Consider the following 21,360-nt stretch of genomic DNA (forward strand, 5'->3'; position numbering starts at 1 on the left):
ACGGGCCGGGCGGTCGCGGCTGCGGTGTCGGACCGGCGGGCGCGGGTAGCCTCCGAGCATGCGACACCATGATCTCGTGGTGCTGGGCGCGGGCTCCGGCAACGCCGTGATCGACGACCGGTTCGCCGGCCTCGACGTGGCGATCGTCGAGCCGGGGCCGTTCGGCGGCACCTGCCTCAACCGGGGCTGCATCCCCAGCAAGATGCTCGCGCACACCGCCGACCTCGCCGACACCGTCCGGGACGCCCCCCGCTTCGGCGTGGCCGCCACGGCGGAGGGCGTGCGGTGGAACGAGGTGCGCGGGCGCGTCTTCGGCCGGCTGGACCGCCACGCGGCCGAGGGCGAACAGGGGCGCCGGAACGCGGAGTTCATCACCGTGTACCACGGCCGGGCCCGCTTCACCGGCGCGCGGACGCTGCTGGTGCAGGGCGAGGGCGGCGAACTGCCGATCACCGCCGACCAGGTGGTGGTGGCGGTCGGCGGCCGCCCGGTGGTGCCGCCGCCCGTCCGCGACTCGGGGCTGCCGTACGAGACCTCCGACACCGTGATGCGGCTGGCCGCCCCGCCGCGCCACCTGGCCGTGCTCGGCGGCGGCTACATCGCCGCCGAGCTGGCCCACGTCTTCCACGCGGCGGGCAGCCGGATCACCGTCGTCGAGCAGCACGACACCCTGCTCGCCCCGCAGGACGAGTCGGTGTCCCGGGCCTACACCCGGATCGCCCGCGCCCGCTACGACGTGCGCACCGGCACCCGGCTGACCCGGCTGGAGGGGCAGCCGGGCGAGCTGCGCCTGGTGCTGGACGACGGTTCCGTGGTGGCGGCCGATCAGCTGCTGGTCGCGGTCGGCCGCACCCCCAACAGCGACAGCCTCGACGCCGACCGGGCCGGGATCGCGCTGCGGGAGGACGGCCGGATCGTGGTCGACGCCCACCAGCGCACCACCGCGCCCGGTGTGTTCGCCCTCGGCGACGTGTGCACCCCGGTACCGCTCAAGCACGTCGCCAACCGCGAGGCGCACGTGGTCGCGCACAACCTGCTGCACCCCGACGACCTGGCGAGCACCAGCCACCGGGTGGTGCCCGCCGCGGTCTTCACCAGCCCGCGGATCGCCCAGGTCGGCCGCACCGAGCAGGACTGCCGCCGGGAGGGCCTGGCGTACCGGACCTCGGTGCGCCGGTACGCGGACGTCGCCTACGGGTGGGCGCTGGAGGACACCACCGGCTTCTGCAAGGTGATCGCGGAACCCGGCACCGGTCGGCTGCTCGGTGCCCACATTCTCGGTCCGCAGGCCGACACCCTGATCCAGCCGCTGGTCATCGCGATGACCCTCGACATCGACGCCGCCACGCTCGCCGGAGCCCCGTACTGGATCCACCCCGCGCTCACCGAGGTGGTGGTCAACGCGCTGCTCGACCTCGACCTCGAACCGGGCCACCAGGGCTGACCACGGCCTCACAGCTCGACGTCGGGATGCAGCCGGGCGACCGTCCAGCCGCGCTGCCGGTGCACGGTCAGGGTGGTGAGGGCCAGGAAGGCGAGGCCGAAGGCGGCCAGCACCAGCCCGTCCCGCAGCAGGTGGGAGGTGAGCCCGCCGGAGATCGTCACCCGCAGGCCGTCCACCAGGTAGGTCATCGGCAGCAGCGGATGGACGGCCTGGAAGAACGCCGGGGTGGTCTGCACCGGGTACAGCCCGCCGGAGGCGGTGAGTTGGAGGATCAGCAGGACCAGCGACAGCACGTCCCCGACCGTGCCGAACGCGGTCCGCAGGGAGTGGTCGATCGCGACGAACGCGGCAGCTCCGACCAGCAGCAGTGCCACCGTCTCCAGCGGCCGCTCCGGGCGCAGTCCGAGGGTCAGGTCGACCACGCCGTACAGGACCAGCGCGCCGACGGCGCCGAGCACCGCGCCGGGCAGCCAGCCGGCGACGGCGACCGTGGCGGAGCGGGTGCGCCCCGCCAGCGCCCGGCGGTTGACCGGCCGCAGCAGCAGGTAGGCGAACAGGCCGAACACCCACAGCGCGATGCCGAAGAAGAACGGTGCCAGGCCCCGCCCGTACACGCCGGCGGGGTGCAGGTTGGTGCGCTCGATCCGGACGGGCGTGCCCAGCACCTGGGAGGCCTCGGCGAGTTGGTCGTCGCTGAGGGCCGGGATCTGCGCCCGGCCGTCGCCGATCAGGCCCGCCAGCTTGGTGGCGCCGTCGTGCGCCTGGTCGGCGGCGGTCCGCAGCGCGCCGGACCCCTGCTGGAGGGTGCCGAGCCCGGCGGTCACGGTGTCCGCGCCGGCGGCCACGTTCCGCGCGCCGGAGTCGATCAGGGCGAGCGGGGTGCGCGCGTCGCGGACCCGCTGCTGGAGGGTGGCGGTCGAGGCCCGGACCGCGGTGGCCTGCTGGGCCGCCCGGTGGGCCTGGTCGGCGGCGCCGGCGGCCCGGTCGTCGATCTGCGCGGCCGCGGTGCCGACGGCGGTGGCGTCCCGCAGCGCGCGCTGGTAGAGCGGGTCGTCGCGCAGTTCGGGGTGGGCGTCGGCCAGCCGGGCCAGGTCGGCGGTGGCCGCGGCGGTGCCCTGCCGGACCTGGCCGGTGCCGCCGTGGACGGCGTCCAGGCCGGTGGCGGCCGTGCCCGCCGCGTCGGCCAGCGCGTCGGCGGCGGCCGGGAGTTGCTGGGCGGCGGCCTGGTCGAGGGCCGCGGCGGCCCGGTCGACCTGTCCGGTGGCCTCGCTGATCTCCCGTGCGCCGTCCGCCAGTTGGGCGGAGCCGGTGTGCAGCGTGGTGGTGGCGTCCGCCGCCGCCGAACTGCCCTGCTGGGCCACGGTGGTGGCGTCCACCAAGGCCTGCGCGCCGTCCGCCGCGGTGCCGAGCTTCGAGCGGACGTCGCCCAGCCGGCCGTAGATCGCCCGGACGTAGGCCTCGTGCGCGGCGGAGTTGATCCGGTCCTGCAACCGGGACTGGACCACCTCGGTCATGATGCCGGCGATGTAGTTGTTGGCGTCGTTGAGTTCGATCCCGATCGTGGCCTGCACCGGGCGGGTGTCCGGGCCGGTGGCCAGCCGGCCGCTGAAGTCGGCCGGGATGTGCACCGTGAAGGCGTACCGGCCGCTCTCCAGGCCGCCCCGGGCCTCCGTCTCGTCCACGAACTTCCAGTCGAAGTCCCGGGAGGCCTTGAGCTGCTCGACCACCTGGGCCCCGGCGTCGACCCGCTGGCCCTGCCGGGTGTCGGCCGGCCGGTCCTGGTCGACCACGGCGACCGGGATGCGGGCGGTCTTCCCGTACGGGTCCCAGTTCGCCCACAGGTACATCGCGCCGTAGAGCAGCGGGATCAGGCAGAGCAGCAGCGGCACCCATCGGCGCAGCGGCCCGCGGAAGCTCCGCAGCTCCAGGAAGGCCAGCCGGATCGCGGTCATGCGCTCTCCTCGGAGGTACGGGAAGCGGACGGACGGGCTGCGCGGCCGGGCCGGGGCAGCTCCAGCAGGACGGGGGAGGTGCCGAGCGGCTCGGGCGGGTCGGTGGCGCCGGCCAGCACCGTGCACCCGGTGGCGGACACCCGGGCCAGCGCCTGCCAGGCGCGCGCCCGCTCGGCGGCGGGACAGCCCCGGTCGATGTCGTCCACCACGATCGCCGCCGGTCGCCCGGCCAGCGCCAGGGCGAGCGCCAGCAGCAGGCCGTCGACCGCCGGCAGCTCGCCGACGAGCTCGCCGCCACGCACCCGCAGGCCGACCGCCGCGAACGCCTCGACGATCTGACGCATCGTCAAGTCTCTTTCCATCCAGCGCCGCTCGGCCACCAGCTCGCTCACCGTCAGGCCGCCGTCCAGCGCGACGGCGGGCTCGGCGCGGGCGAGCGCCACCAGCTCGCGGACCCGTCGCTCGCCCCCGGGCAGCTCGTGCCGGCCGACCCGCACCGAGCCGCCGCTCAGCCGCATCCGGCCGGCCAGCGTCAGCAGCAGCGAGGTGCGGCCCGAGCCGCCGGGCCCGTGCACCGCCAGCAGACCGCCCGCCGGGACCCGCAGGTCCACGTTCTCGAACACCGCTCCTCGCGGCCCGCGCACGCTCGCTCCGTGCGCGGCCACCTCCACACCCGAGATCTCCACCTTCCGTCCGGTATCCCGGATCCCGCGGCTGATGCCTGTCAGGCGCGTCACACCCCCGGGCGACCATCCGGCCGCGCCCGCCCGATTGGCCACCCGGGCACGGGGCAGGCGTGCGGTGGCCCGGAACGTCCGAGCCTGCCGACCCGGAAGGGGACCGTCGTGACCAAGGTGAAGGAATCCATCGATGTGGATGTCCCGCTGCACGCCGTCTACAACCAGTGGACGCAGTTCGAGGACTTCCCCCGGTTCATGGACGGCGTGGAGGAGGTCAGCCAGACCGACGACCGGCACTGCCACTGGCGGACGAAGGTCGCCGGGGCCCGCCGCGAGTTCGACACCGAGATCGTCGACCAGCTCCCCGACGAGCGGATCTCCTGGCGCACGGTGGGCGGTGACGTCCGGCAGATGGGGATGGTGACGTTCCGGCGCCTCGACGACACCCACACCCGGGTGAGCCTGGCCATGGAGTTCGAGCCGCACGGCCTCGCCGAGAAGGCCGGCGGGATGCTCGGCGTCCTGGACCGGCAGGTGATGGGCGACCTCAAGCGCTTCAAGGGGTTCATCGAGGAGCAGGGGCGGGCGAGCGGCGGCTGGCGCGGCCGGCTCACCCCGGAGGGCACCACGGCCCCGGCCGCGTCCCCCGCCGGTGGCCCCGCCGCGGGCCTCGGTGACGCGCCGATGCGCGACCGTCCCCAGGACCGGATGACCGCCGAAGGCGCGCCCCCGCTGCCCGAGGACCCGCGGCTGGGCTGAGGCCGCCCCGGATGCCCGCGCGGGGTGCCTGCGCCCGCCGGGCGTGCGACCGGCCCGCCCGCGGTGCAGAGTCGGACCGAGCCGGGCGCCCGCAGCGCGGGGGACCCGGTCCGACGTCAAGGAGAGAACCGTGATCGCTGGGACCTCGTTCCGACCGTCCACCCTGCCGCCGTGGCCCCGCCCGGTGCCACGCCAGAGCGGCCCACGGCCGGTGGCCCCACGGTGAGCCCCGGCGCGGTGCGGGCCGGCGACCGGCCCGTCCCCGCCGGCGGTTCGCCCGCCGACGGACGGGAGCGGCGCCGCCACCGCACCGCGCGGGCATTCACCCGGACGGCGGCGCCCGGGAAAGGCCGATGACGAACCCTCCGCCCGACCCCGCGCCCGGATCGTGGCCGGCCGACCCGATCCGGGCGCCGGGGACCCCGGAGGGCGACTGGCGCCACTGGCCGGGCCTGCGCGAACTACCGGTCCTCGACCCGCCGGCCGAGCTGCCCGCCACGCCGGGCCGCCCTCCCCGGGTGCTGGTCGTCTCGGCGCACCCCGACGACGAGGTCCTCGGCTTCGGCGGCACCATCGCCCTGCTCGCCGAGGCGGGGGTGCGCCTGCGCCTGGTCTCCGTCACCGCCGGGGAGGCCTCGCACCCGCACCCCGGCGTCCCGCCCGCCCGCGACCTGGCGACCGTCCGTGCCCGGGAACTGCACCAGGCGCTCGGCCGGCTGGGCGCGGACGTGCAGAGCGTGCGCCTCGGCCTCCCCGACGGCCGGGTCGACCGGTACGAGTGGGACCTGAGCGCGCTGCTGCTCGACCTGCTGCGGGACTGCGAGCTGTGCGTGGCGCCGTACAGCGGCGACCTGAACCCCGACCACGAGGCCGCCGGCCGCGCCGCCCTGCGGGCCGGGGCGGCGACCGGCGTACCCGTCTGGGAGTACCCGGTGTGGGCCTGGCACTGGGCGGCCCCCGGCGACGGCCGGCTGCCCTGGCACCGCGCGGCCCGCATACCCCTGCCGCCCGCCACCGGGGCCCGCAAGTACGACGCCCTGGAGTGTCTCCGCAGCCTGGTCCGGCCCCGGAGCGACCGGCCGGGCGACGAGGCGATCCTGCCACCCGCCGAACTCGACCACTTCCGCCGGGACTTCGAGGTGATCTTGCGCTGAGCACCGCGCCAGGCCGCCGGCGGCGCGTGTTGGAGGCCGGCGATGGTCAGCCGGGCCGGCGGCCGGGGTGTCGTGGTGGCAGGCGTGGGGGTTGGGGGGCGTCGCGGGTCGGAGGGTGTTGTCTGCGCCGATCGGCGGCCGGTGGTGGAGGGGATTCGGGGCGGGGCGTGCGGGAGTGGGTTTCGGCGATGCGTTCGCGGATCCGGGTGCTCTTGTACTCGCCGAGCACCTTGGAGAGGCCAAAACTTGCGAAGAGCGCAGTTTGGCTGCGAGCGCCGCTCCTCTGCCGGACGTGTGGATGTACGAACCGGTCCCCGGCTGGCGCGTGTTCATCGTCACCAACGGCCGCACCGCGATCGACGCCCAACGACCGCCGGTCGTCAGCCACGAGCACGAGGACGCAGGGTCTTCCGCCACCCCGAGGTCCCAGGCCGGCACATGCGGCGGGGATACAAGAACTCCGTCGCCCGCTGGTACGAACTGCAAGGGCTGACCTGATCGGTCGGCGCATGGCCCGCTGTCCGGAAACAGAGGCAGGACTGATCGACCTCGGGAGAACCACGGTCCAGTACGGAAGGGAGATCAGTCCGTCGGCAGCGCGCAGCGGCCCGCTTCATCCGGGGCACGAGCAGCTGACGGTCGACCTGGCAGCCCTGACGTTGGTGGCCGAGCCGGTAGGGCCGGCCGCGACGGTGGTGGCGTGCGCGGCGAGCAGCGCCTGCCGGCCCTCTCCTCGTCGGTGCTCCCGCCGCTCTCCCGAGGCGGCTGTCGACCCGGGCGATCCTGGGGTGCCCGTTACGTCACTCCGGGTATTGCCGCGCTGTGAGGCTCCCGTACTCCACCGCCCGTGACCTGGTATCCCGCGCTGCCCGCGCATCACACACCTGTGTGTCTTGACTTCACGAGCGAGAGGAATGAACATTCATTCCGTGCCCAGACACCCCGACATCCGTCAGCTCCTGATCGACGCCGCGCTCGCGCTCTTCGCCGAGCGGACCTACGAAGGCACCCAGATGCCTGCCGTAGCAGCGCGCGCCGGTGTCGGGGTGGGCAGCATCTACCGGCACTTCGCCAGCAAGGAGGCGCTCGGCAACGCCGCCTTCCAGGACGCGAAGCGTGACCTGCGGGCCCGTCTGATCGCAGCAACGGCCGAGCCCGCCGTGTCGACCAGGGCGCAGTTCACGCAGTTCTGGTCAGGGTTCACCGGATTCGCGAGCAGTCGCCCCGAGGCGTTCGCCTTCCTCGAGCACCAGCAGCACGACACCTTCCTGGACGAGGACAGCCGCGCTCTCGCGGCCGAACTCGACCAGATGGCAGCCGACTTCATCGAACACGGCCAGCGCGCCGGTGCGATCCGCGACGGCGAGCCGCGGCTCCTGGTCGCACTTGCGCTCGGCGCCCTGGCCGGACTGCTCCGGGCGATCAGGCCCGCCACCGTCACCGACATCCCCCCCGTGGAGCGCGACCGGGCCGAGGAGGCCATCTGGTCCCTGCTCAGCGCCTCCCCCCTCAGTGCGAAGGATTCCTGAGATGACGACCAAGACCGTCCTGATCACTGGCTGCTCCTCCGGCATGGGGCGGCAGACCGCGCTGGCACTGCACGGTCTCGGCCATCGGGTCTTCGCCACCGCGCGGCGCCCGGAGACCGTCGCCGACCTCGCCGAGCAGGGCATCGCAACCCTCGAGCTGGATGTCACGGACGAGGCCTCGATGACCGCCGCCGTCCGGGAGATCGAGGACCGGCACGGCGCGATCGACCTGCTGATCAACAACGCGGCGTACGGCATGCACCAGCCCGTCGAATCGGCGGACCCGGCCGAGGTGCGGGCGCAGTTCGACACCAACGTCTTCGGGCTGGTCAGGCTGACCCAGTTGGTACTGCCGGGGATGCGGGCCGCCGGGAGCGGCCGGATCGTCAACATCTCCTCCATGGCCGGCCGCTTCTCGCCCCCCGGTGGAGCGTTCTACCACGCCAGCAAGCATGCTGTGGAGGCGATCAGCGACTCGCTGCGTCTGGAGGTCGCACCGTTCGGCATCGACGTCGTGGTGGTCCAGCCCGGCCCCACCATCACCGAGTTCGGCGGCACCGCGGTGGACACCATGACCGCCCCGCCGACCGCCGACGACCCGTACGGCAGCTTCCGGGCCGAACTCGCCCACATGTACGCCCACAAGAGCTTCACCCGGCGCGGTGGCGCGGTCCCGGCCGAGGCCGCCACCCGGGTCATCGTGCGCGCCGCCACCACCGCGAGGCCGCGCGCCCGCTATGCCATCGGCGGACTCTCCCGGGCGGTGATGACGGCCCGCCGGCTGCTTCCCGATGCCGCATTCGACGCCGTGATGCGCCGCAGCTTCCCGCTGCCCAGGGCGACCGCCGCCCGCTGACCGGTTGGCAACCCGGCGAGCGGCATCGGGAAGTCGTGGAGCGGCGGGCTCGCACCTACGGCCGAGGGAGTTCCGAGGACGCAGGCCGGGAGAACGAGTTGTTCGCCCCTCCTGACGCCGAGCTCGATGACCGGGCGACGTCTGCCGCTTGACGGCACTGCGGCAATGAAGCAGAACCAGGAAGTGGAACTCAGGAATGACCGCACTTGTCACAGGGGCGACCGGCACCGTCGGCAGCGCCATCGTCTCCGAACTGCTGGCCCAGCACAGGCCCGTCCGCGCCTTGGTGCGGTCGATCCCCCGGGCGCGTGCTGTCCTGCCGCCCGAGGTCGAGCTGGTGGACGGTGACATCACCGACGCGGCCGCAGTCGGCCGGGCCATGGCGGTCGTGCAGTCGGTGTTCCATTCGGCGGGCCTTCCCGAGCAGTGGCAGCGCGACACGAAGATCTTCGATCGAGTGAACGCGGAGGGCACTCGGAACGCTGTCGAAGCTGCCCTCGCGGCCGGCGTCGACAGCTTTGTGCACACGAGCACGATCGACGTATTCGAATGGCCCGATCACGGGACCTTCGACGAGAGCCGGATCGATGCCACGCCCAAGAGCACGTACTACGAACGTTCCAAGCAGGCTGCGGACCGACTGGCTGTTCAGGCGCTCGACCGCGGGCTTCCGGTCCGATTCGTCCACCCGGCGGGCGTCTACGGGCCGGCTCCGGTCATCACACCGGGGCTCAACCGCCTCCTCGTCGATCTTGCGCGGAACAAGATCCCGATGTTGCTTCCGGGCGGCCTTCCCGTCGTGCATGCGGTCGACTGTGCACGGTTGCACCTTGCGGCAGAGAGCGCAGGAGTCGGGAGCCGGTACATTGCGAGCGAGCGGTACCTGAGCCTTGCCGACCTCGCCCGGTCCGTTCACCAGGCATGGCCGGCCGCAAAAGTACCGCGCGTCATGCCGTACTGGTTCGCCCGCGTTGTTTCCGAAGCCGGGGAAGCAGTGTCGAAGGCAACCGGAAGGCCTCCGCTGCTCGCCCGGGGGGAGCTTTCCTTCCTCAGCCACCGGGTGCAGCCCGACTCGTCGCACGCGCGACGAGAGCTGGGGTGGAACCCCCGCCCGTTCGTGACCGGCGTTGCGGAGACCCTGCGCGCCATGGAGGAGGCAGGCCAGCTTCGGCCGTGATCCTTCGCGACCGTGGAGTCCCGGGCGAACGCGGAAGAGGTGTGCGGCTGCGACGACGGCACGGCCACACGCGCCGACCGGCGGGTCGGTTCGGCCCTCGGCCCTGCGCGGGGTGGGGCCGTCGCGCGTCGCTGAGGCTGCGCCCGCGTTCCACGGCACCAGGGGCGTGCGGATTTTCTCCGATCCGCTCTTCGCCGGATCCTGGATCGCGCTTCGGTGCGGGCCGGCAGGAGACCGAGCCGCCGCCAGCGGGTCGCGAACGCCCCCGCCGAGGACGGCCTGGTGTCAGACGGCAACGGCCTCCTCCTCCTCCTCCTCCTCATCCGAGGTGATGACGGGGGCGATCGGAACGGCGGCGTGCCGACGTTCGTGGAGCGCGGCGGTCAGCAGCAGTACCAGGCCGAGAACGAACCAGAGCGCGAGCGAGAGCAGGTGGCCACCCAGACCTGCAGAGCCGCCGAAGTAGAGGATGCTGCGGGCCGCCTCGAGGAAGCCGGCGCCGTTCCAGACGGTGTGCAGTGCGCCGAACAGGCCGGGCTGGAGGTCGGGGCGGTAGATCCCGCCGGAGCTGGTGAAGTTGAGCATCACGAAGAGCACCATCAGCGCAAGCGTGGTCCACCGCTTCAGGAACGTGTGCAGGCCGACGCCGACCAGGGCGATACCCGCCGAGTAGAGCCAGGCCAGCGCCCAGACGCCGGCCAGGTTGTGGTCGACCACGTGGAAGACCGGGCCGGCGGTGACCGTGCCGATCAGGCTGACGATGAGGGAGCTGGCCAGCGCGACCAGGGCGCGGATCCGCATGCCGAGCACCGCTCCGGCCGTACCGATCACCGCGACGCTCCCGTACGAGCCGATGCTCAGCGCCACCAGCAGGAAGAACAGCCCTTGGCCGGTCGGGTCGCCGGCGGCGAGCGGGGCCGCGTCGGTGACGGCGAGCGGGATGCCCTGGTGGTCGGTGACGGTGCGGAAGACCTTCTCGGCGGCGACGGCGTCGGTGTCGGAGCCGGCGGTGGCGACCAGGAGCTCCGGGCGGGCCTGGTCGGGGGTGAAGGCGGCGACCAGGGTGCGGTCGTGCAGCCGCTGTTCGGCGGCCGGGCGGTCGGGCAGCGTGCTGACCTCCAGCGCATCGCCGGCCTTGGCCTGGAGCGTCCGGGCCAGCTGGTGGGCCTGCGGGGTGGTGCCGACCACGGCGACCCGGAGGTGGTGGGGCGTCGGTTGGTGGAAGGCGCCCTGGTAGGCGAGGGCCATGCCCAGGCACATCAGCAGCGGGGTGAGCAGGTGGACGGCGAGGTGGCGCAGGTGGCGGCGTAGCTCGGGGGTAGTGGTCATGGTGAGCTGTCCTTCGTGACCGGTCCGCGGGTGGCGGTGGGCCGGTAGGAGCTGGCGAGAAACCGAGTAGGTGGTAAATGCAACCGATTGGGCGCGGAGGCAGTCGCAGCTGGTTGGTATTTACAACTATATAGATGTACTCTACACCTGTGAACAAGAATGTCGAGGCCCGCACCCGGGACCGGTCCCTCCGAGCGATCCAGCGCGAACTCACCGCCTTCGCCCGCCGTGCCCGTGGCCGGGCCGCCGAGCTGCATCCCGATCTCTCGCTGGTCGCGTTCAGCATGCTCGACCTGATGATCGAGCGCGGCGGCTGCCGGAGTGCCGACCTCGCCGCGCACTTCCTGCTCGACAAGTCGACGGTCAGCCGCCAGGTTGCAGCCCTGGCCAAGCTCGGCTACCTGGTCCGCGAGCCCGACCCCGACGACCACCGGGGCCGGATCCTGCACCCCTCTCCCGCCGGCCTGGCCGCCGCCCGCGCCGCGTACGAGCAACGCCGCGCAGCCTTCCTCGACCGGCTCGCCGACTGGAGCGACACCGACCTGGCCCGCTTCTCCGCCTACCTGGAGCGGTACAACGAGGACCTCTGACCCCGCCTGGCTCCGGGGAACCGAGGTACCGCACCCGCCGCTCGGGTGCAGGGGCGCCTCGGTCCTGGAACACGGTGGGCAGAGTCCGCGGCCTCGAGCGACGTGTCGGTGATCGGCACCGCCACCAACACCGTCACCGTCACCGTCCCGGTCGGCAACAGCCCTGCCGGCGTCGCCGTCTCCTGACCTCCGACGACCGGCCCCCGGGGACTGCGGACGCCCGATCATCCGACTGCGCCCCGCGGGCCGGTCGCCGCCTGCCGACCTGCGCGGCCGTCTCCGCCCGGCCGGCACGCAGGGACCGGTCGGTGTCCCTGCCGGATCCCGCGGAGGAAGCTCCCCCAGGCGGGGCACGGTGGGTTCCCCGACGTTTCACCGCGAGGCCGACGGGTGACTGATTGCGGCCAGGGCGGCGGCCCTCACCCGCCGCCGAGTCGCGGTTCGGAGGCCTCACCGTGTCGGTTCGTACCCGTCGTTCGCCGTCGTCCCACCGTCACGGGCGGGCGGTCGCCGCCCTGATCGGCGCCTCTCTCGTGCTGGCGGCCGCATGCCCCGCCGCGGCAGGCCCTTGCGAGGATCGCGACGATGTCCTGCGGGCGCGACTGCAGGAGCTCGTCGACCGGCCTGACGGCCCGCCCGGTGCCGTCGCGGTCCTGCGCGACGGTGGCCGCACGCGGGTGTACCGGGCCGGGACGGCCGAGCTGGGGATCGACCGACCACCGCGGACCACCGACCACATGCGCCTGGCCAGCGCCTCGAAGGCGTTCAGCGGCGCGGTCGCGCTGCGACTGGTGGACCGCGGGCTGCTGCGACTGGACGACACCATCGCCGGCCGCCTGCCCTCGCTGCCGGCGGCCTGGGGATCGGTGACGCTGCGCCAGCTGCTCGACCACACCAGCGGTCTGCCGGAATACAGCACGGCACCCGAGTTCGTCGAGGAGCTCCTCGCCGACCCGCACCACGTGTTCGACTCACGCCGCCTGCTCGACCACGTCGCCGACCAGGAACTGGAGTTCACCCCCGGCTCCCGCTACCGGTACGCCAACTCCGACAACATCGCCGTCGGGCTGATGGCCGAGGCCGCGACCGGTCGGCGCTACGAAGACCTGCTGGCCACCGAGGTCTACCAGCCGCTGGGCCTCACACGGACCAGCCTCCCGTCCGGCTACCGGCTGCCGGAGCCCTACCTGCACGGGTACGCGGTCCGGCCGAATGAACCGGCGCAGGACGTCAGCACGCAGTTCGGCGCATCGGGCGCGTGGGCGTCGGGCGGCCTGGTCTCCACGCCCGAGGACTTCAGCACGTTCGCGGCCGGGTACGCGGGTGGCCCGTTGATCAGCGACGCGACCCGCCGCCAGCAGCGGACCTTCGTCGCGGGTGCCTCCGAGCCGGCGGGCCCGGGAGCCAACCGGTCCGGGCTGGGGATCTTCGAGTACACCACCAGGTGCGGCGTGGTCTACGGCCACACGGGAAATACCGTGGGCTACACCCAGCTCGGAGCCGGCACCCCGGACGGCCGCCGCAGCCTCACCGTCTCGGTCACCTCACAGGTGAGCGAGAGGACCACCCCGGACCTGCTCGCACACCTTCGTGCCGTCGAGGAGGACTTCGTCTGCGCCCTGCTGGACGGTCAGGGCGCGTCAACGTGACAGCGCCTCGGGCGTGCACCGAAGTGGTGCACGCCCAAGGGGCCAGCGGGAGGGCAGCGTCCGACCGGCGGGCTCGGAACAGCGGTGCAGGGACTTCCCGACGGCCCAGGCACCGGACCGACCCACGGGCTCAACGTCCCCGGAGGAAGCCGGAGTCGGTGGGTAGGCACCGCACCTCTGTCGTCCACCCCAGGGCGCCGCAAGCAGTGTGACGACAGTGGCCTGGCGAGGCGGTGACGCGGTTGCGCCGAAGGTCTGCGCAACCGGGCCGAGACAGGGCAGGAACCAGGCTGTCGCTGGATGATGGCGCCGGAGCAGCCGGCAACGACGTTGGTCGTGCCTCGACCGGTCGCGGTGACGGTGGCGCCTGGAGGGCCGTATGGTCGCTGTCGGCAGGCCGTTTCCGGCGCATCGTCCTTACCGGAGGGGTCAGTTGCCGTCGCTTCCCAGCGCGGCGAGGAGCTCGGGGCCGGTCCAGTGGCGAGCCGTGCCGGGGGCGGAGGCTTCCGCGGCGCGGATCAGCGTGATCAACCGGGCGTTGGCGGGGGAGGGCAGGTGGTGCCGGCGGGCCAGGGTGACGATCTCGCCCTGGAGGGAGTCGACCTCGGTGGTCCGGCCGCGCTGCAGGTCCTCCCACATCGAGGAGCGGGCCTGGGCGTCGATGCGCAGGCTGGCGCCCGCGAGGCGCTGGAACAGCGGGTCGGGCAGCCGCAGCACGCCCGGCGTCCAGGCGGGCGGGACCGGCCCGAGCCGCGCCGGGCGGATCCCTTCGGCACGGAAGGCCGCCAGGGCCTCCCGTTGGCACAGTGCGAGGCAGGTCCGGTAGTCGCGGCGGCCGAGCTGTTCGCGCAGCGGCAGACCGGAGAGCGCGTTGACGGCGTTGTTGAGGTTCATCAGCAGCTTCGCCGCCTGGACGGCGGGCATGTCCTGACGCAGCGCCAGGCCGAGCCCGGCGGCCCGCGCGGCCGCCGCGAAGGCGGCGCCGCCCGCGGAGTCGTCGCCGGACTCCTGCAGCATCAGCTTCCCCCCGCTGCCCTGGTGGAAGGACGCGGGACCGGTGCGGACCACGTTGTACGGGACCATGCCCGCCAGCACACGGTGGCCGGGGAGTTCGGCACGCAGCAGGTCCGGGTTGTGCAGGCCGTTCTGGAAGCTGACGACGGTCGAGCTCGGGCCCAGGTGTTCGGCGAGGGCCCGGCCGGCGGCTGCGGTGTCGGCGGACTTCACCGTCACCAGGACGTAGTCGGCCTCGCTGACTCCCGCTTCGGCGGTGCCGGTGGCCAGGCGCAGATGGTGGATCTCGCGGGCGCTGCCGGGCCCGGTCAGTGTCAGTCCGGCCCGTTCGATCGCTGCCATCGCGGCAGGTCGGCCGATCAGGGTGACGTCGGCGACCGCCGCGAGCATGCCGCCCAGGTGGCAGCCGATGCTGCCCGCGCCGAGGACGGCGATCCGCAGCCGGGGGCGGTCGGGGATGCTGGCCACGTGGTCCTCCGGGGCAGGGGGCGGGGTGGAACGGGGAGGGGTTCGTTCGAGGCCGGAGCGGCTCGGCCTCGAACGAAGCATGAGTGGCTCAGTCGAAGAGGTCGGGGTCCGAGGCGGTGATCTGGTCCCACAGCGGGCGGGCCTGGAACCACCCCGCCAGATGGGTGCCGACCTGGCCCCGGGTGATCAGCGCGGTCTCCCGGTCGATCAGCTTGGGCTTGCCGGCGGCCATCGCCAGCAGCTGGGCCTGGCAGGAACGTTCCATGGTGATGAACCACCACACGGCCTCGGCCACCGACTGCCCGACGGTGAGCAGCCCGTGGTTCTGCAGGATCACCGCTTTGTGGTCGCCCAGCGCGGCGGCGACCCGCTTCCCCTCCTCGGTTTCGCTCACGACGCCCCGGAAGTCGCTGTAGAGGCCGTGGTCCTCGAAGAAGGCGCAGGCGTCCTGGGTGATCGGCTCCAACGGGATGCCGAGGCTGGAGAACGCCTTCCCGTGCAGCGAGTGGGAGTGCGCGGCGGCGATCGTGTCGGGCCGGGCGGAGTGCACCTGGGAGTGGATGACGAACGCGGCCCGGTTCACCGGCCTGCTGCCGTGCAGCAGCGTGCCGTCGTGGTCGACCAGGATCAGGTCGGAGGCCTTGATCTGGTGGAAGCTCATCCCGAACGGGTTCACCCAGAACCACCGCGGGTTCTCCGGGTCGCGCACGGTGATGTGCCCGGCGACGCCTTCGGAGAAGCCGAACCGGCCGAACAGGCGAAAGCCTGCCGCGAGTTGCTCCTTGCGGTACTGGCGATCGGCCTCCACCGAGTCGAAGACCGGCGGCATCGGCAGCGTGAAGCCCTGAGGAACGGGTCCGACGGCGGCGGCCAGGGCGGCGGGAGGTGGGGTGCTCATGGCGGGCTCCGGAGGTCGGCGGCGCTGCGGACAGCTCCTGGTCGGTCACCGTGAGGGGCACGGACAGCAGAAAGATACATCCATGCATCGGATACGCCAATGGATCCGATGCGGAAAGGTATCGTGAGTGCCGTCGCCGCAGGTCGCCCGCTGCCCGCTGCCCGCTGCCCGCTGCCCGCTGCCCGCTGCCGCGCCCGCCGAACGCCCGACAAGGGAGAACCGATGCCCAAGGGAATGACCAAGCGCCGGCCGCTCACCCGCGCCGCCCTGCTGCAGGCGGCACTGGAGACCTTTGCCGAACAGGGCTTCCACGCCACTTCGATCGAACAGATCTGCGAACGCGCGGGCTACACCCGAGGTGCTTTCTACTCGAACTTCACCAGCAAGGACGAACTCTTCCTCGCCCTGTTCGACGCGCACAGCGAACGCATCGTCCAGCGGATCACCGAGCTCGTCGACTCCATCGCAGCAGCGGACCTCACCCTCCAACGACTCGTCGACGCCCTCTCCGACATCGACCCCGCCGAACGCGACTGGTACCTCGTCACCACCGAGTTCACCCTGCACGCCATCCGCGACCCGCAAGCCGCCCAGGTGCTCGCCCGACACGACGCCCGGCTACGCACCGAGATCGCCCGCGGCCTCACCGAGCACCTGGGACGGGCCGGCCGCGCCCTCACCGTCGACCCGGACGAACTGGCCCGGCTGCTGATCGCCATCCGCGAAGGTGGTCTGGCACAGAGCTACGTCGAACCCGAGCAACTCCCGCCCGGCGGGCTCGAACGGCGCTTCCTCGCCCCCCTGCTGACGGCACTCAGCACCGAGCGGTCCGCCGGCCCGGCAGCCACGCAGCGGTGACCGAGAGGCCGTCAGGCGACCCTGCTCTGGGTAGGTCCGCCTTCGAACGTCGGCCCGAACGTGATCGCCCGTACGGAAACTGCCGGAGGTGAGGGAGGCCTTCCTCGGAAGGCCTCACGCGACGACCGACCCACTCCGCTCCGCCCCGGACCGCTGGCACGAGAGGAGTCCCGCACCGGCTGGAGCCTCGTGGGCGGGCGAGGTCTCCGGACCGCGGTGCCGGTCCGCCGGCGAGCGGCGGGCTGTCAGATCGGGAGGGCGAGGAGCGTGTAGCCGCCGACGTCGATGTCGTCGCAGACCTGGGTGAGGCGGTGGACGAGGGCCGCGCCGCCGGTGGTGCCGAGGGGGGCGGTCAGTTCGACGGTGGCGATGCCGGCGGCGGGCAGGAGCACGTCGGCGACCGGCCGGCCGAAGTCGTGGCCGGGTGCGCGGCGTTCGCGCAGCTCGGCGAGGACCGCCTCCGGGTATCCGCCGCACCGGGCGTCCGGGTCGATGGTCACGTCGCCGAATGCCAGGTCCTGGCCGGGTTCCCGGGCGGTGACCTCGGTGCCCAGGGCGGCGAGCGGTTCGGCGAGGACCGGGTCGTCGACGTGCAGCAGGGTGTCGGCGGGGGAGAGGGGCAGTCCGAAGCCGGGGAGCCGCTCGAAGCCGGTGACCTGGAAGGTGCGCACCCACAGGGTCGTCCGGGCGTCCTCGCGGAACGGGTTGGCCAGGGTCAGGACGATCCGCTGCGGTTCGCCCTGCGGCGGCAGCACGGTGACGTTGCGCTGGCCCACGTGCCGGTCCAGGTCGGAGCGGAAGGTGCTGGTCAGCGGGTCCGACAGCGAGGAGACCTCGACCACCAGGCACTCGTGGCCGCCGTTGACGAACACCGGGGTCCAGGGCGTCGTGCAGACCAGGGTCTCGGCGAGTCCCGCGGCGATGGGTGTGCGGTCCGAGGTCCCGATGAACGTCGCCTGCTGGGGCGTCAGCCCGACGGACGGATCAGCCCACCAGAACTGGGCGCGTACGCCCGGGGCGGCCGCGTGGCCGAGGTTCTGCGCGGTGACCGACACCGTCACCGTGTCGCCGGCCAGCACCCTCCCCCAGGTGTCGGCGGGCGCCACCGCGATGTCCGGGCTGGCGTAGTAGACGGCGCCGGCCGGCAGCGGCCGCGAGCCCTGGTCCCCGGGCGCGGCCCGCACGACGAGCCACGGGGTGTAGGTCGGCGGTGGTCCCTCGCCCTGGGGGCGGCGGGGCGTGTCATCGGCGGGCGGTGTCATGGCGAGCCTCCCTTTCGCGTTTCCCGGTGCCGTTCCCGGAGGTCATTCCCGGACGACGGGGCCGGGGTGGCCGGCCGGGTCCTGGAAGACCCAGGTCGGCCAGCCGATGCCGCGGTCCCCGTCGAGGTCCCAGTCGAGAAGCGGCATGGTGGGGGCGCCGATCAGGGCGACGGCGACGTCCACGGCGTTGCCGAAGGCGCCCTGCGGGCGTCCGCCCGTCTCGGCGCTGTGCATCCGCTGCTCCCAGGCGGCCGGGTCGAGGACGGTGGGCGTGCCGACGGGCGCGGCCAGCGGGTTGTCCTGGGTGGCGGGGAAGCGCGGCACGGCGCCGGGTCCGGCGTCGGTGAAGCTGAACCCGTCGACGAAGTGCAGCGGCCACCATGGGCCCTCCGGGTAGGACATCTGCATCGGCGCCTCGAGCGGCTCGGTCGGGTACTGCGGCCAGTTGCTCTCGCTGCCCGCCGCCGGGCTCCACAACCCGGCCGGGTAGCCGTCGCCCTCCTGCGCGGAGGGGCTGCGGCAGGTGCCGAGCCCGGAGTCCGGCGGGACGATCGTGCCCCAGGTCTGGAACTGGATCTCGTTGTGGGCGAGTTGCACCGCGTACGGCGGGCCGAGGCCGCTCGTGCTGAGCAGGTCGTGGAAGGCGTTCTCCAGGCGGGCGAGGAAGGACTCCGTCCAGCCGGACTGGCAGCGCAGGTTGTCCCAGCCGGGGTCGGTGGCGTCGTCCAGCAGCTCGACCGCCGCCCAGAGCAGCGCCGCCGCCGCGGCCAGCCCGCCCAGCAGGAACTCCGCCACGCCCAGGATCGCCGCCACGATCGCGCTCGCGACCTCCGCGACGGAGGGATCGGGCTGGGTGACCGTCGGCGGCGGGACGACCGTGCCGCCCACGACCACGCTGCCGTCCACCTCGACCCAGTCGGGCCGGTCGCCGCAGGCGTCCGGCTCCTGGATCCGGTGCGGCGGCGTCGCACCGAGCAGCGCCGCCGAGCTCATGACCCAGGTGGTCAGCCAGGTCATCGCGTACGCGCCGTCCAGGCCCGGCCCGTCGACGCCCGCCGAGGCCGGGTCACCGACCGCGTCGCGGTAGCTGTCCAGCCAGAGCGTCACCAGCTCGGGCGGCAGGAACCCGGTGAGGGGGACGCCGTCGCGGACGGCGTTCAGCACCAGGTCGGGTGTGATCCCGCCGATGGCGAACCGGTCCTGAAGTTCGGCGCCGGCGATGTCGTCCCAGGTGCCGCACGGCGGGAGCGGCACCCGCCCGCCGGTGCCGGCCGGGAAGACGATCTCCGCGCCGGCGGCGCGCACCCGCTCCCTGGTGCGGTAGTAGCCCCACACCCAGGCGTCGACGTGGTGCGACACCCAGCGGTGGCGCCACCAGTGGGTCCGGTACGGCGAGCCGACGACGCCGTTGACGAACGGGTTCCCGCACAGAGCTCCGGCGTACCCGACGGTTGAGCCCAGGCCGAAGGCGCGGATCCGCGGGTCGCCGGAGGCTGCGGCCTTCGTCCGCAGCGCGTGCCAGAACGTGCCGGTGCGGTGGCCGTGCACGGTGTCGCGCGGCACCCACTTACCGGCCGGCGGGGCCTTGGGCAGCGGCCGGGTCTTCAGGATCGCGTCCTTCAGCGAGGTCCGCAGGCCGCTGATCGAGCCGAACTGTCCCTGCAGGGCGCTCACCACCCCGGGCAGCGCCTGCAGGTCGTCCTTCATCGCCAGCAGCGCCAGCTGGTCCTTGTCCTGCACGGCCTTCTCGAAGCGGCCGAGCACGTCCTTGAGCCTGCGCAGGTTCGCCGCCATGCCCGGCGTGCCGACGGTCCCCGCGAGGAGCCGAAGGATCGGCGCCCACACCCCGAACATCGGCGCGTTCGGGCCGGCCGCGGCCGCCGGATGGGTCGGCAGGTAGTCCCCGAGCACCGGACCGAGCGCGCCCAGGCGGAAGAACGGCAGATCGGCGTCGTCCGGCACCGGACCACCACCTGAACGCAGGGAGCCGAGCACGAGATCTGCCACCGTCAACTGCGTGGGCACGCCGGTCACGACGCTTCACCTCTTCACGGGAAGCCGACGGCGGCCACAGGCGCTGGCATCGCGTCATGCTCCACCGCAGGCCGTACGAGCGCGGTACTTCCACCGTGCCCCCGCGCCCACGCCGGCGCAATCCGGACGGCTGCTCGGGCCCGTCGAACAACGTGCCACCGGTGCCGGGCTGGGGCTAGCACCGCCAGCCGCGGCCGGCAGCTCGATCACCGTGCGCAGCCACCGCCCGAGGGCGAACACGTCCCGACCCGAATCGTCGTCACCGTCCGCAACCCTGACGGCCCGACGCAGGCGCCGGGCGGAGCCCTCCGACCCCGGCCGGACGACACACCGCCATCAGGCGCGCCCCGGTGCCCTTGTGACCGTGTGTTCCCACTCGCCGCCCCGGGCCGTCACCGATTGTCACGCGCCGGCCGGCCCGGCCCGCGGCTGGTCGGGGCCGCAGGCGTGATGGTCCTCCCGCCGGAGCGCCGCCCGCGTCAGCTGCTCCTCGTCCGGGCCGGTCAGCTCGATCACCCGCTCGTACAGCTGTTCCTTGTCCATGGGGTCCAGCAGGCGTACCGCCCGGGCGATCTGCGCCGAGCAGAGCTCCTCGGCGACGAACGGGCGCCGCTGGTAGTAGGCGAGATCCCGGCGTACGCCCCGCTCCCGGCTCCCGCTACCGCAGACCGTGACGGGCCGACCGCCCGACCCCGCGACGGCGTCGGCCGCGCCCACCCGGGCGTCGACGGTGCCTGGCCGCATGGCTGCCGATGAGGGGGCGGCCCGGCCGCCGGGGGGATGGCGGGCCGGGCCGAGGGGAGACAGCGCCAACGCCGGTCTCCGGCTCTGACGCTACGCCACCGCGGCCCGACCGTGGGGCAGGCACTCTGCGTGTGCCCGGGACGCCGCCCGGGGGTGAATCTGGCACGCCGGTGGAGTCGATCTCGTGGTGACGGTGACGTCGTCGGCGATGTCGGGGCGCCTACGGGTGCTCGGGGCCTCAATCGGTGGAAAACCGGCAATTCTCTGCTGTTGACCCGTCCGGGCCGCCCTCGGCTTCGAATCAGGGGTGGCCGGGCCGTTCCGCCGGCCCCCGCACCGAGTTGTGAGAGGCCGCAACGATGGCACCCACCCCGTCGTCCCGGATCCCTGCCCCGTGTGCCGTGCAGCTGCCGGCCCGGGTGGAACGGGGTGCCGCGCCGCTGTGAACGTGATCCGGTCGTCCTTCGGGCCACCACCGCGGGGCGAGGAGCTCCAGGAGCTCGTGGCCAAGGTCGCCGTGGGCGACCACGACGCCTACCGCACGCTGTACCGGGCGGTGGTCGGCCCGGTCTTCGGGATCGTCCGCCGGGTGCTGCGCGATCCGGCCCAGGCGGAGGAGGTGGCGCAGGAGGTGATGCTGGAGGTGTGGCGCACCGCCGCCCGCTACCGACCCGACCGAGGCGCCGTCCTGACCTGGGTCCTGACCGTGGCGCACCACCGTGCCGTGGACCGGGTCCGCTACACCGAGGCCACGGCGGCGCGCGACAGGCGCGCGGCGGCACATTTCCAGGCCACGCCGTTCGACGAGGTCGTCGAGGAGGTCGAGGACCGGCTGGAGTGTGAGCGGGTACGGCACTGTCTGCGCGGTCTCACCGATCTCCAGCGGCAGTCGCTCACCCTCGCCTATTACCAGGGCAAGACCTGCCGGGAGGTCGCCGACCTGCTCGGCGCCCCGCTGAGCAC

Annotated in this window: 18 protein-coding genes and 1 pseudogene; 11 read left to right on the plus strand and 8 right to left on the minus strand. The window is 73.4% G+C overall.

Going from position 1 to position 21,360, the window contains the following annotated elements:
- Positions 1 to 58 precede the first annotated feature (58 nt).
- Complete coding sequence (locus ABT014_RS21275) at positions 59 to 1,444, plus strand: mycothione reductase (protein ID WP_350640564.1); 1,386 nt, start codon at positions 59 to 61, stop codon at positions 1,442 to 1,444.
- 8 nt (positions 1,445 to 1,452) lie between these two features.
- On the opposite strand, the gene ABT014_RS21280 is transcribed toward ABT014_RS21275, so the two are convergent.
- Both ABT014_RS21280 and ABT014_RS21285 read right to left on the minus strand, forming a co-directional pair.
- On the minus strand, positions 1,453 to 3,396 hold the full coding sequence (locus ABT014_RS21280) for a YhgE/Pip family protein (RefSeq protein WP_350640565.1): 1,944 nt from the start codon (positions 3,394 to 3,396) through the stop codon (positions 1,453 to 1,455).
- Positions 3,393 to 4,082: an ATP-binding cassette domain-containing protein gene (locus tag ABT014_RS21285; RefSeq protein ID WP_350640566.1), complete on the minus strand. Its 690-nt coding sequence runs from the start codon at positions 4,080 to 4,082 to the stop codon at positions 3,393 to 3,395. The genes ABT014_RS21280 and ABT014_RS21285 overlap by 4 nt, the downstream gene beginning before the upstream one ends.
- A gap of 159 nt (positions 4,083 to 4,241) precedes the next feature.
- Between ABT014_RS21285 and ABT014_RS21290 the strand changes: the two are divergent.
- From ABT014_RS21290 to ABT014_RS21310, 5 genes and pseudogenes are all read left to right on the plus strand, one after another.
- Positions 4,242 to 4,700, plus strand: a pseudogene (locus ABT014_RS21290) (SRPBCC family protein); the annotation flags it as partial.
- A gap of 488 nt (positions 4,701 to 5,188) precedes the next feature.
- Positions 5,189 to 5,989 carry a PIG-L deacetylase family protein gene (locus ABT014_RS21295; protein WP_350640567.1) on the plus strand — a complete coding sequence of 267 codons (801 nt, stop codon included), beginning with the start codon at positions 5,189 to 5,191 and terminating at the stop codon, positions 5,987 to 5,989.
- A gap of 929 nt (positions 5,990 to 6,918) precedes the next feature.
- Complete coding sequence (locus ABT014_RS21300) at positions 6,919 to 7,518, plus strand: TetR/AcrR family transcriptional regulator (protein WP_350640568.1); 600 nt, start codon at positions 6,919 to 6,921, stop codon at positions 7,516 to 7,518.
- Position 7,519: 1 nt separating this feature from the next.
- Positions 7,520 to 8,374 (plus strand): SDR family NAD(P)-dependent oxidoreductase, encoded by an 855-nt coding sequence (locus ABT014_RS21305; protein ID WP_350640569.1) that lies wholly within the window; start codon positions 7,520 to 7,522, stop codon positions 8,372 to 8,374.
- 196 nt (positions 8,375 to 8,570) lie between these two features.
- Positions 8,571 to 9,551, plus strand: a complete 981-nt coding sequence (locus tag ABT014_RS21310) for an NAD-dependent epimerase/dehydratase family protein (protein WP_350640570.1) — start codon at positions 8,571 to 8,573, stop codon at positions 9,549 to 9,551.
- A 285-nt stretch (positions 9,552 to 9,836) separates the two neighbouring features.
- Here the strand turns inward: ABT014_RS21310 and ABT014_RS21315 are convergent, their stop codons facing one another.
- Positions 9,837 to 10,880 (minus strand): hypothetical protein, encoded by a 1,044-nt coding sequence (locus ABT014_RS21315; protein ID WP_350640571.1) that lies wholly within the window; start codon positions 10,878 to 10,880, stop codon positions 9,837 to 9,839.
- A 149-nt stretch (positions 10,881 to 11,029) separates the two neighbouring features.
- Between ABT014_RS21315 and ABT014_RS21320 the strand changes: the two genes are divergently transcribed.
- The 3 genes from ABT014_RS21320 (at position 11,030) to ABT014_RS21330 (ending at position 13,119) form a co-directional block, all read left to right on the plus strand.
- The gene (locus tag ABT014_RS21320) at positions 11,030 to 11,470 is read left to right on the plus strand and encodes a MarR family winged helix-turn-helix transcriptional regulator (RefSeq protein ID WP_350640572.1); all 441 of its coding nucleotides are present in this window, start codon (positions 11,030 to 11,032) and stop codon (positions 11,468 to 11,470) included.
- 102 nt (positions 11,471 to 11,572) lie between these two features.
- Positions 11,573 to 11,656, plus strand: a complete 84-nt coding sequence (locus tag ABT014_RS21325) for a hypothetical protein (RefSeq protein WP_350640584.1) — start codon at positions 11,573 to 11,575, stop codon at positions 11,654 to 11,656.
- Positions 11,657 to 11,925: 269 nt separating this feature from the next.
- Positions 11,926 to 13,119 carry a serine hydrolase domain-containing protein gene (locus ABT014_RS21330; RefSeq protein WP_502895048.1) on the plus strand — a complete coding sequence of 398 codons (1,194 nt, stop codon included), beginning with the start codon at positions 11,926 to 11,928 and terminating at the stop codon, positions 13,117 to 13,119.
- Between the two features lie 429 nt (positions 13,120 to 13,548).
- Here the strand turns inward: ABT014_RS21330 and ABT014_RS21335 are convergent, their stop codons facing one another.
- Positions 13,549 to 14,601: a 2-dehydropantoate 2-reductase gene (locus ABT014_RS21335; protein WP_350640573.1), complete on the minus strand. Its 1,053-nt coding sequence runs from the start codon at positions 14,599 to 14,601 to the stop codon at positions 13,549 to 13,551.
- Between the two features lie 88 nt (positions 14,602 to 14,689).
- A complete protein-coding gene (locus ABT014_RS21340; RefSeq protein ID WP_350640574.1) occupies positions 14,690 to 15,499 on the minus strand; it encodes a class II aldolase/adducin family protein in 810 nt (269 codons plus the stop codon).
- 222 nt (positions 15,500 to 15,721) lie between these two features.
- Between ABT014_RS21340 and ABT014_RS21345 the strand changes: the two genes are divergently transcribed.
- Positions 15,722 to 16,357: a TetR/AcrR family transcriptional regulator gene (locus ABT014_RS21345; RefSeq protein WP_350640575.1), complete on the plus strand. Its 636-nt coding sequence runs from the start codon at positions 15,722 to 15,724 to the stop codon at positions 16,355 to 16,357.
- A gap of 245 nt (positions 16,358 to 16,602) precedes the next feature.
- Here ABT014_RS21345 and ABT014_RS21350 read toward each other — a convergent pair whose 3' ends face one another.
- The 3 genes from ABT014_RS21350 to ABT014_RS21360 form a co-directional block, all read right to left on the minus strand.
- On the minus strand, positions 16,603 to 17,619 hold the full coding sequence (locus ABT014_RS21350) for a hypothetical protein (RefSeq protein WP_350640576.1): 1,017 nt from the start codon (positions 17,617 to 17,619) through the stop codon (positions 16,603 to 16,605).
- Positions 17,620 to 17,661: 42 nt separating this feature from the next.
- On the minus strand, positions 17,662 to 19,653 hold the full coding sequence (locus tag ABT014_RS21355) for a hypothetical protein (protein ID WP_350640577.1): 1,992 nt from the start codon (positions 19,651 to 19,653) through the stop codon (positions 17,662 to 17,664).
- Between the two features lie 402 nt (positions 19,654 to 20,055).
- Positions 20,056 to 20,397: a hypothetical protein gene (locus ABT014_RS21360; RefSeq protein ID WP_350640578.1), complete on the minus strand. Its 342-nt coding sequence runs from the start codon at positions 20,395 to 20,397 to the stop codon at positions 20,056 to 20,058.
- 502 nt (positions 20,398 to 20,899) lie between these two features.
- On the opposite strand from ABT014_RS21360, the gene ABT014_RS21365 reads away from it, so the two are divergent.
- Positions 20,900 to 21,360 (plus strand): sigma-70 family RNA polymerase sigma factor (locus ABT014_RS21365; RefSeq protein ID WP_502895049.1); only part of this gene is annotated, 461 nt, incomplete at its 3' end.

It is taken from the genome of Kitasatospora sp. NPDC094015 (assembly GCF_040304075.1).
Classification (GTDB): domain Bacteria; phylum Actinomycetota; class Actinomycetes; order Streptomycetales; family Streptomycetaceae; genus Kitasatospora.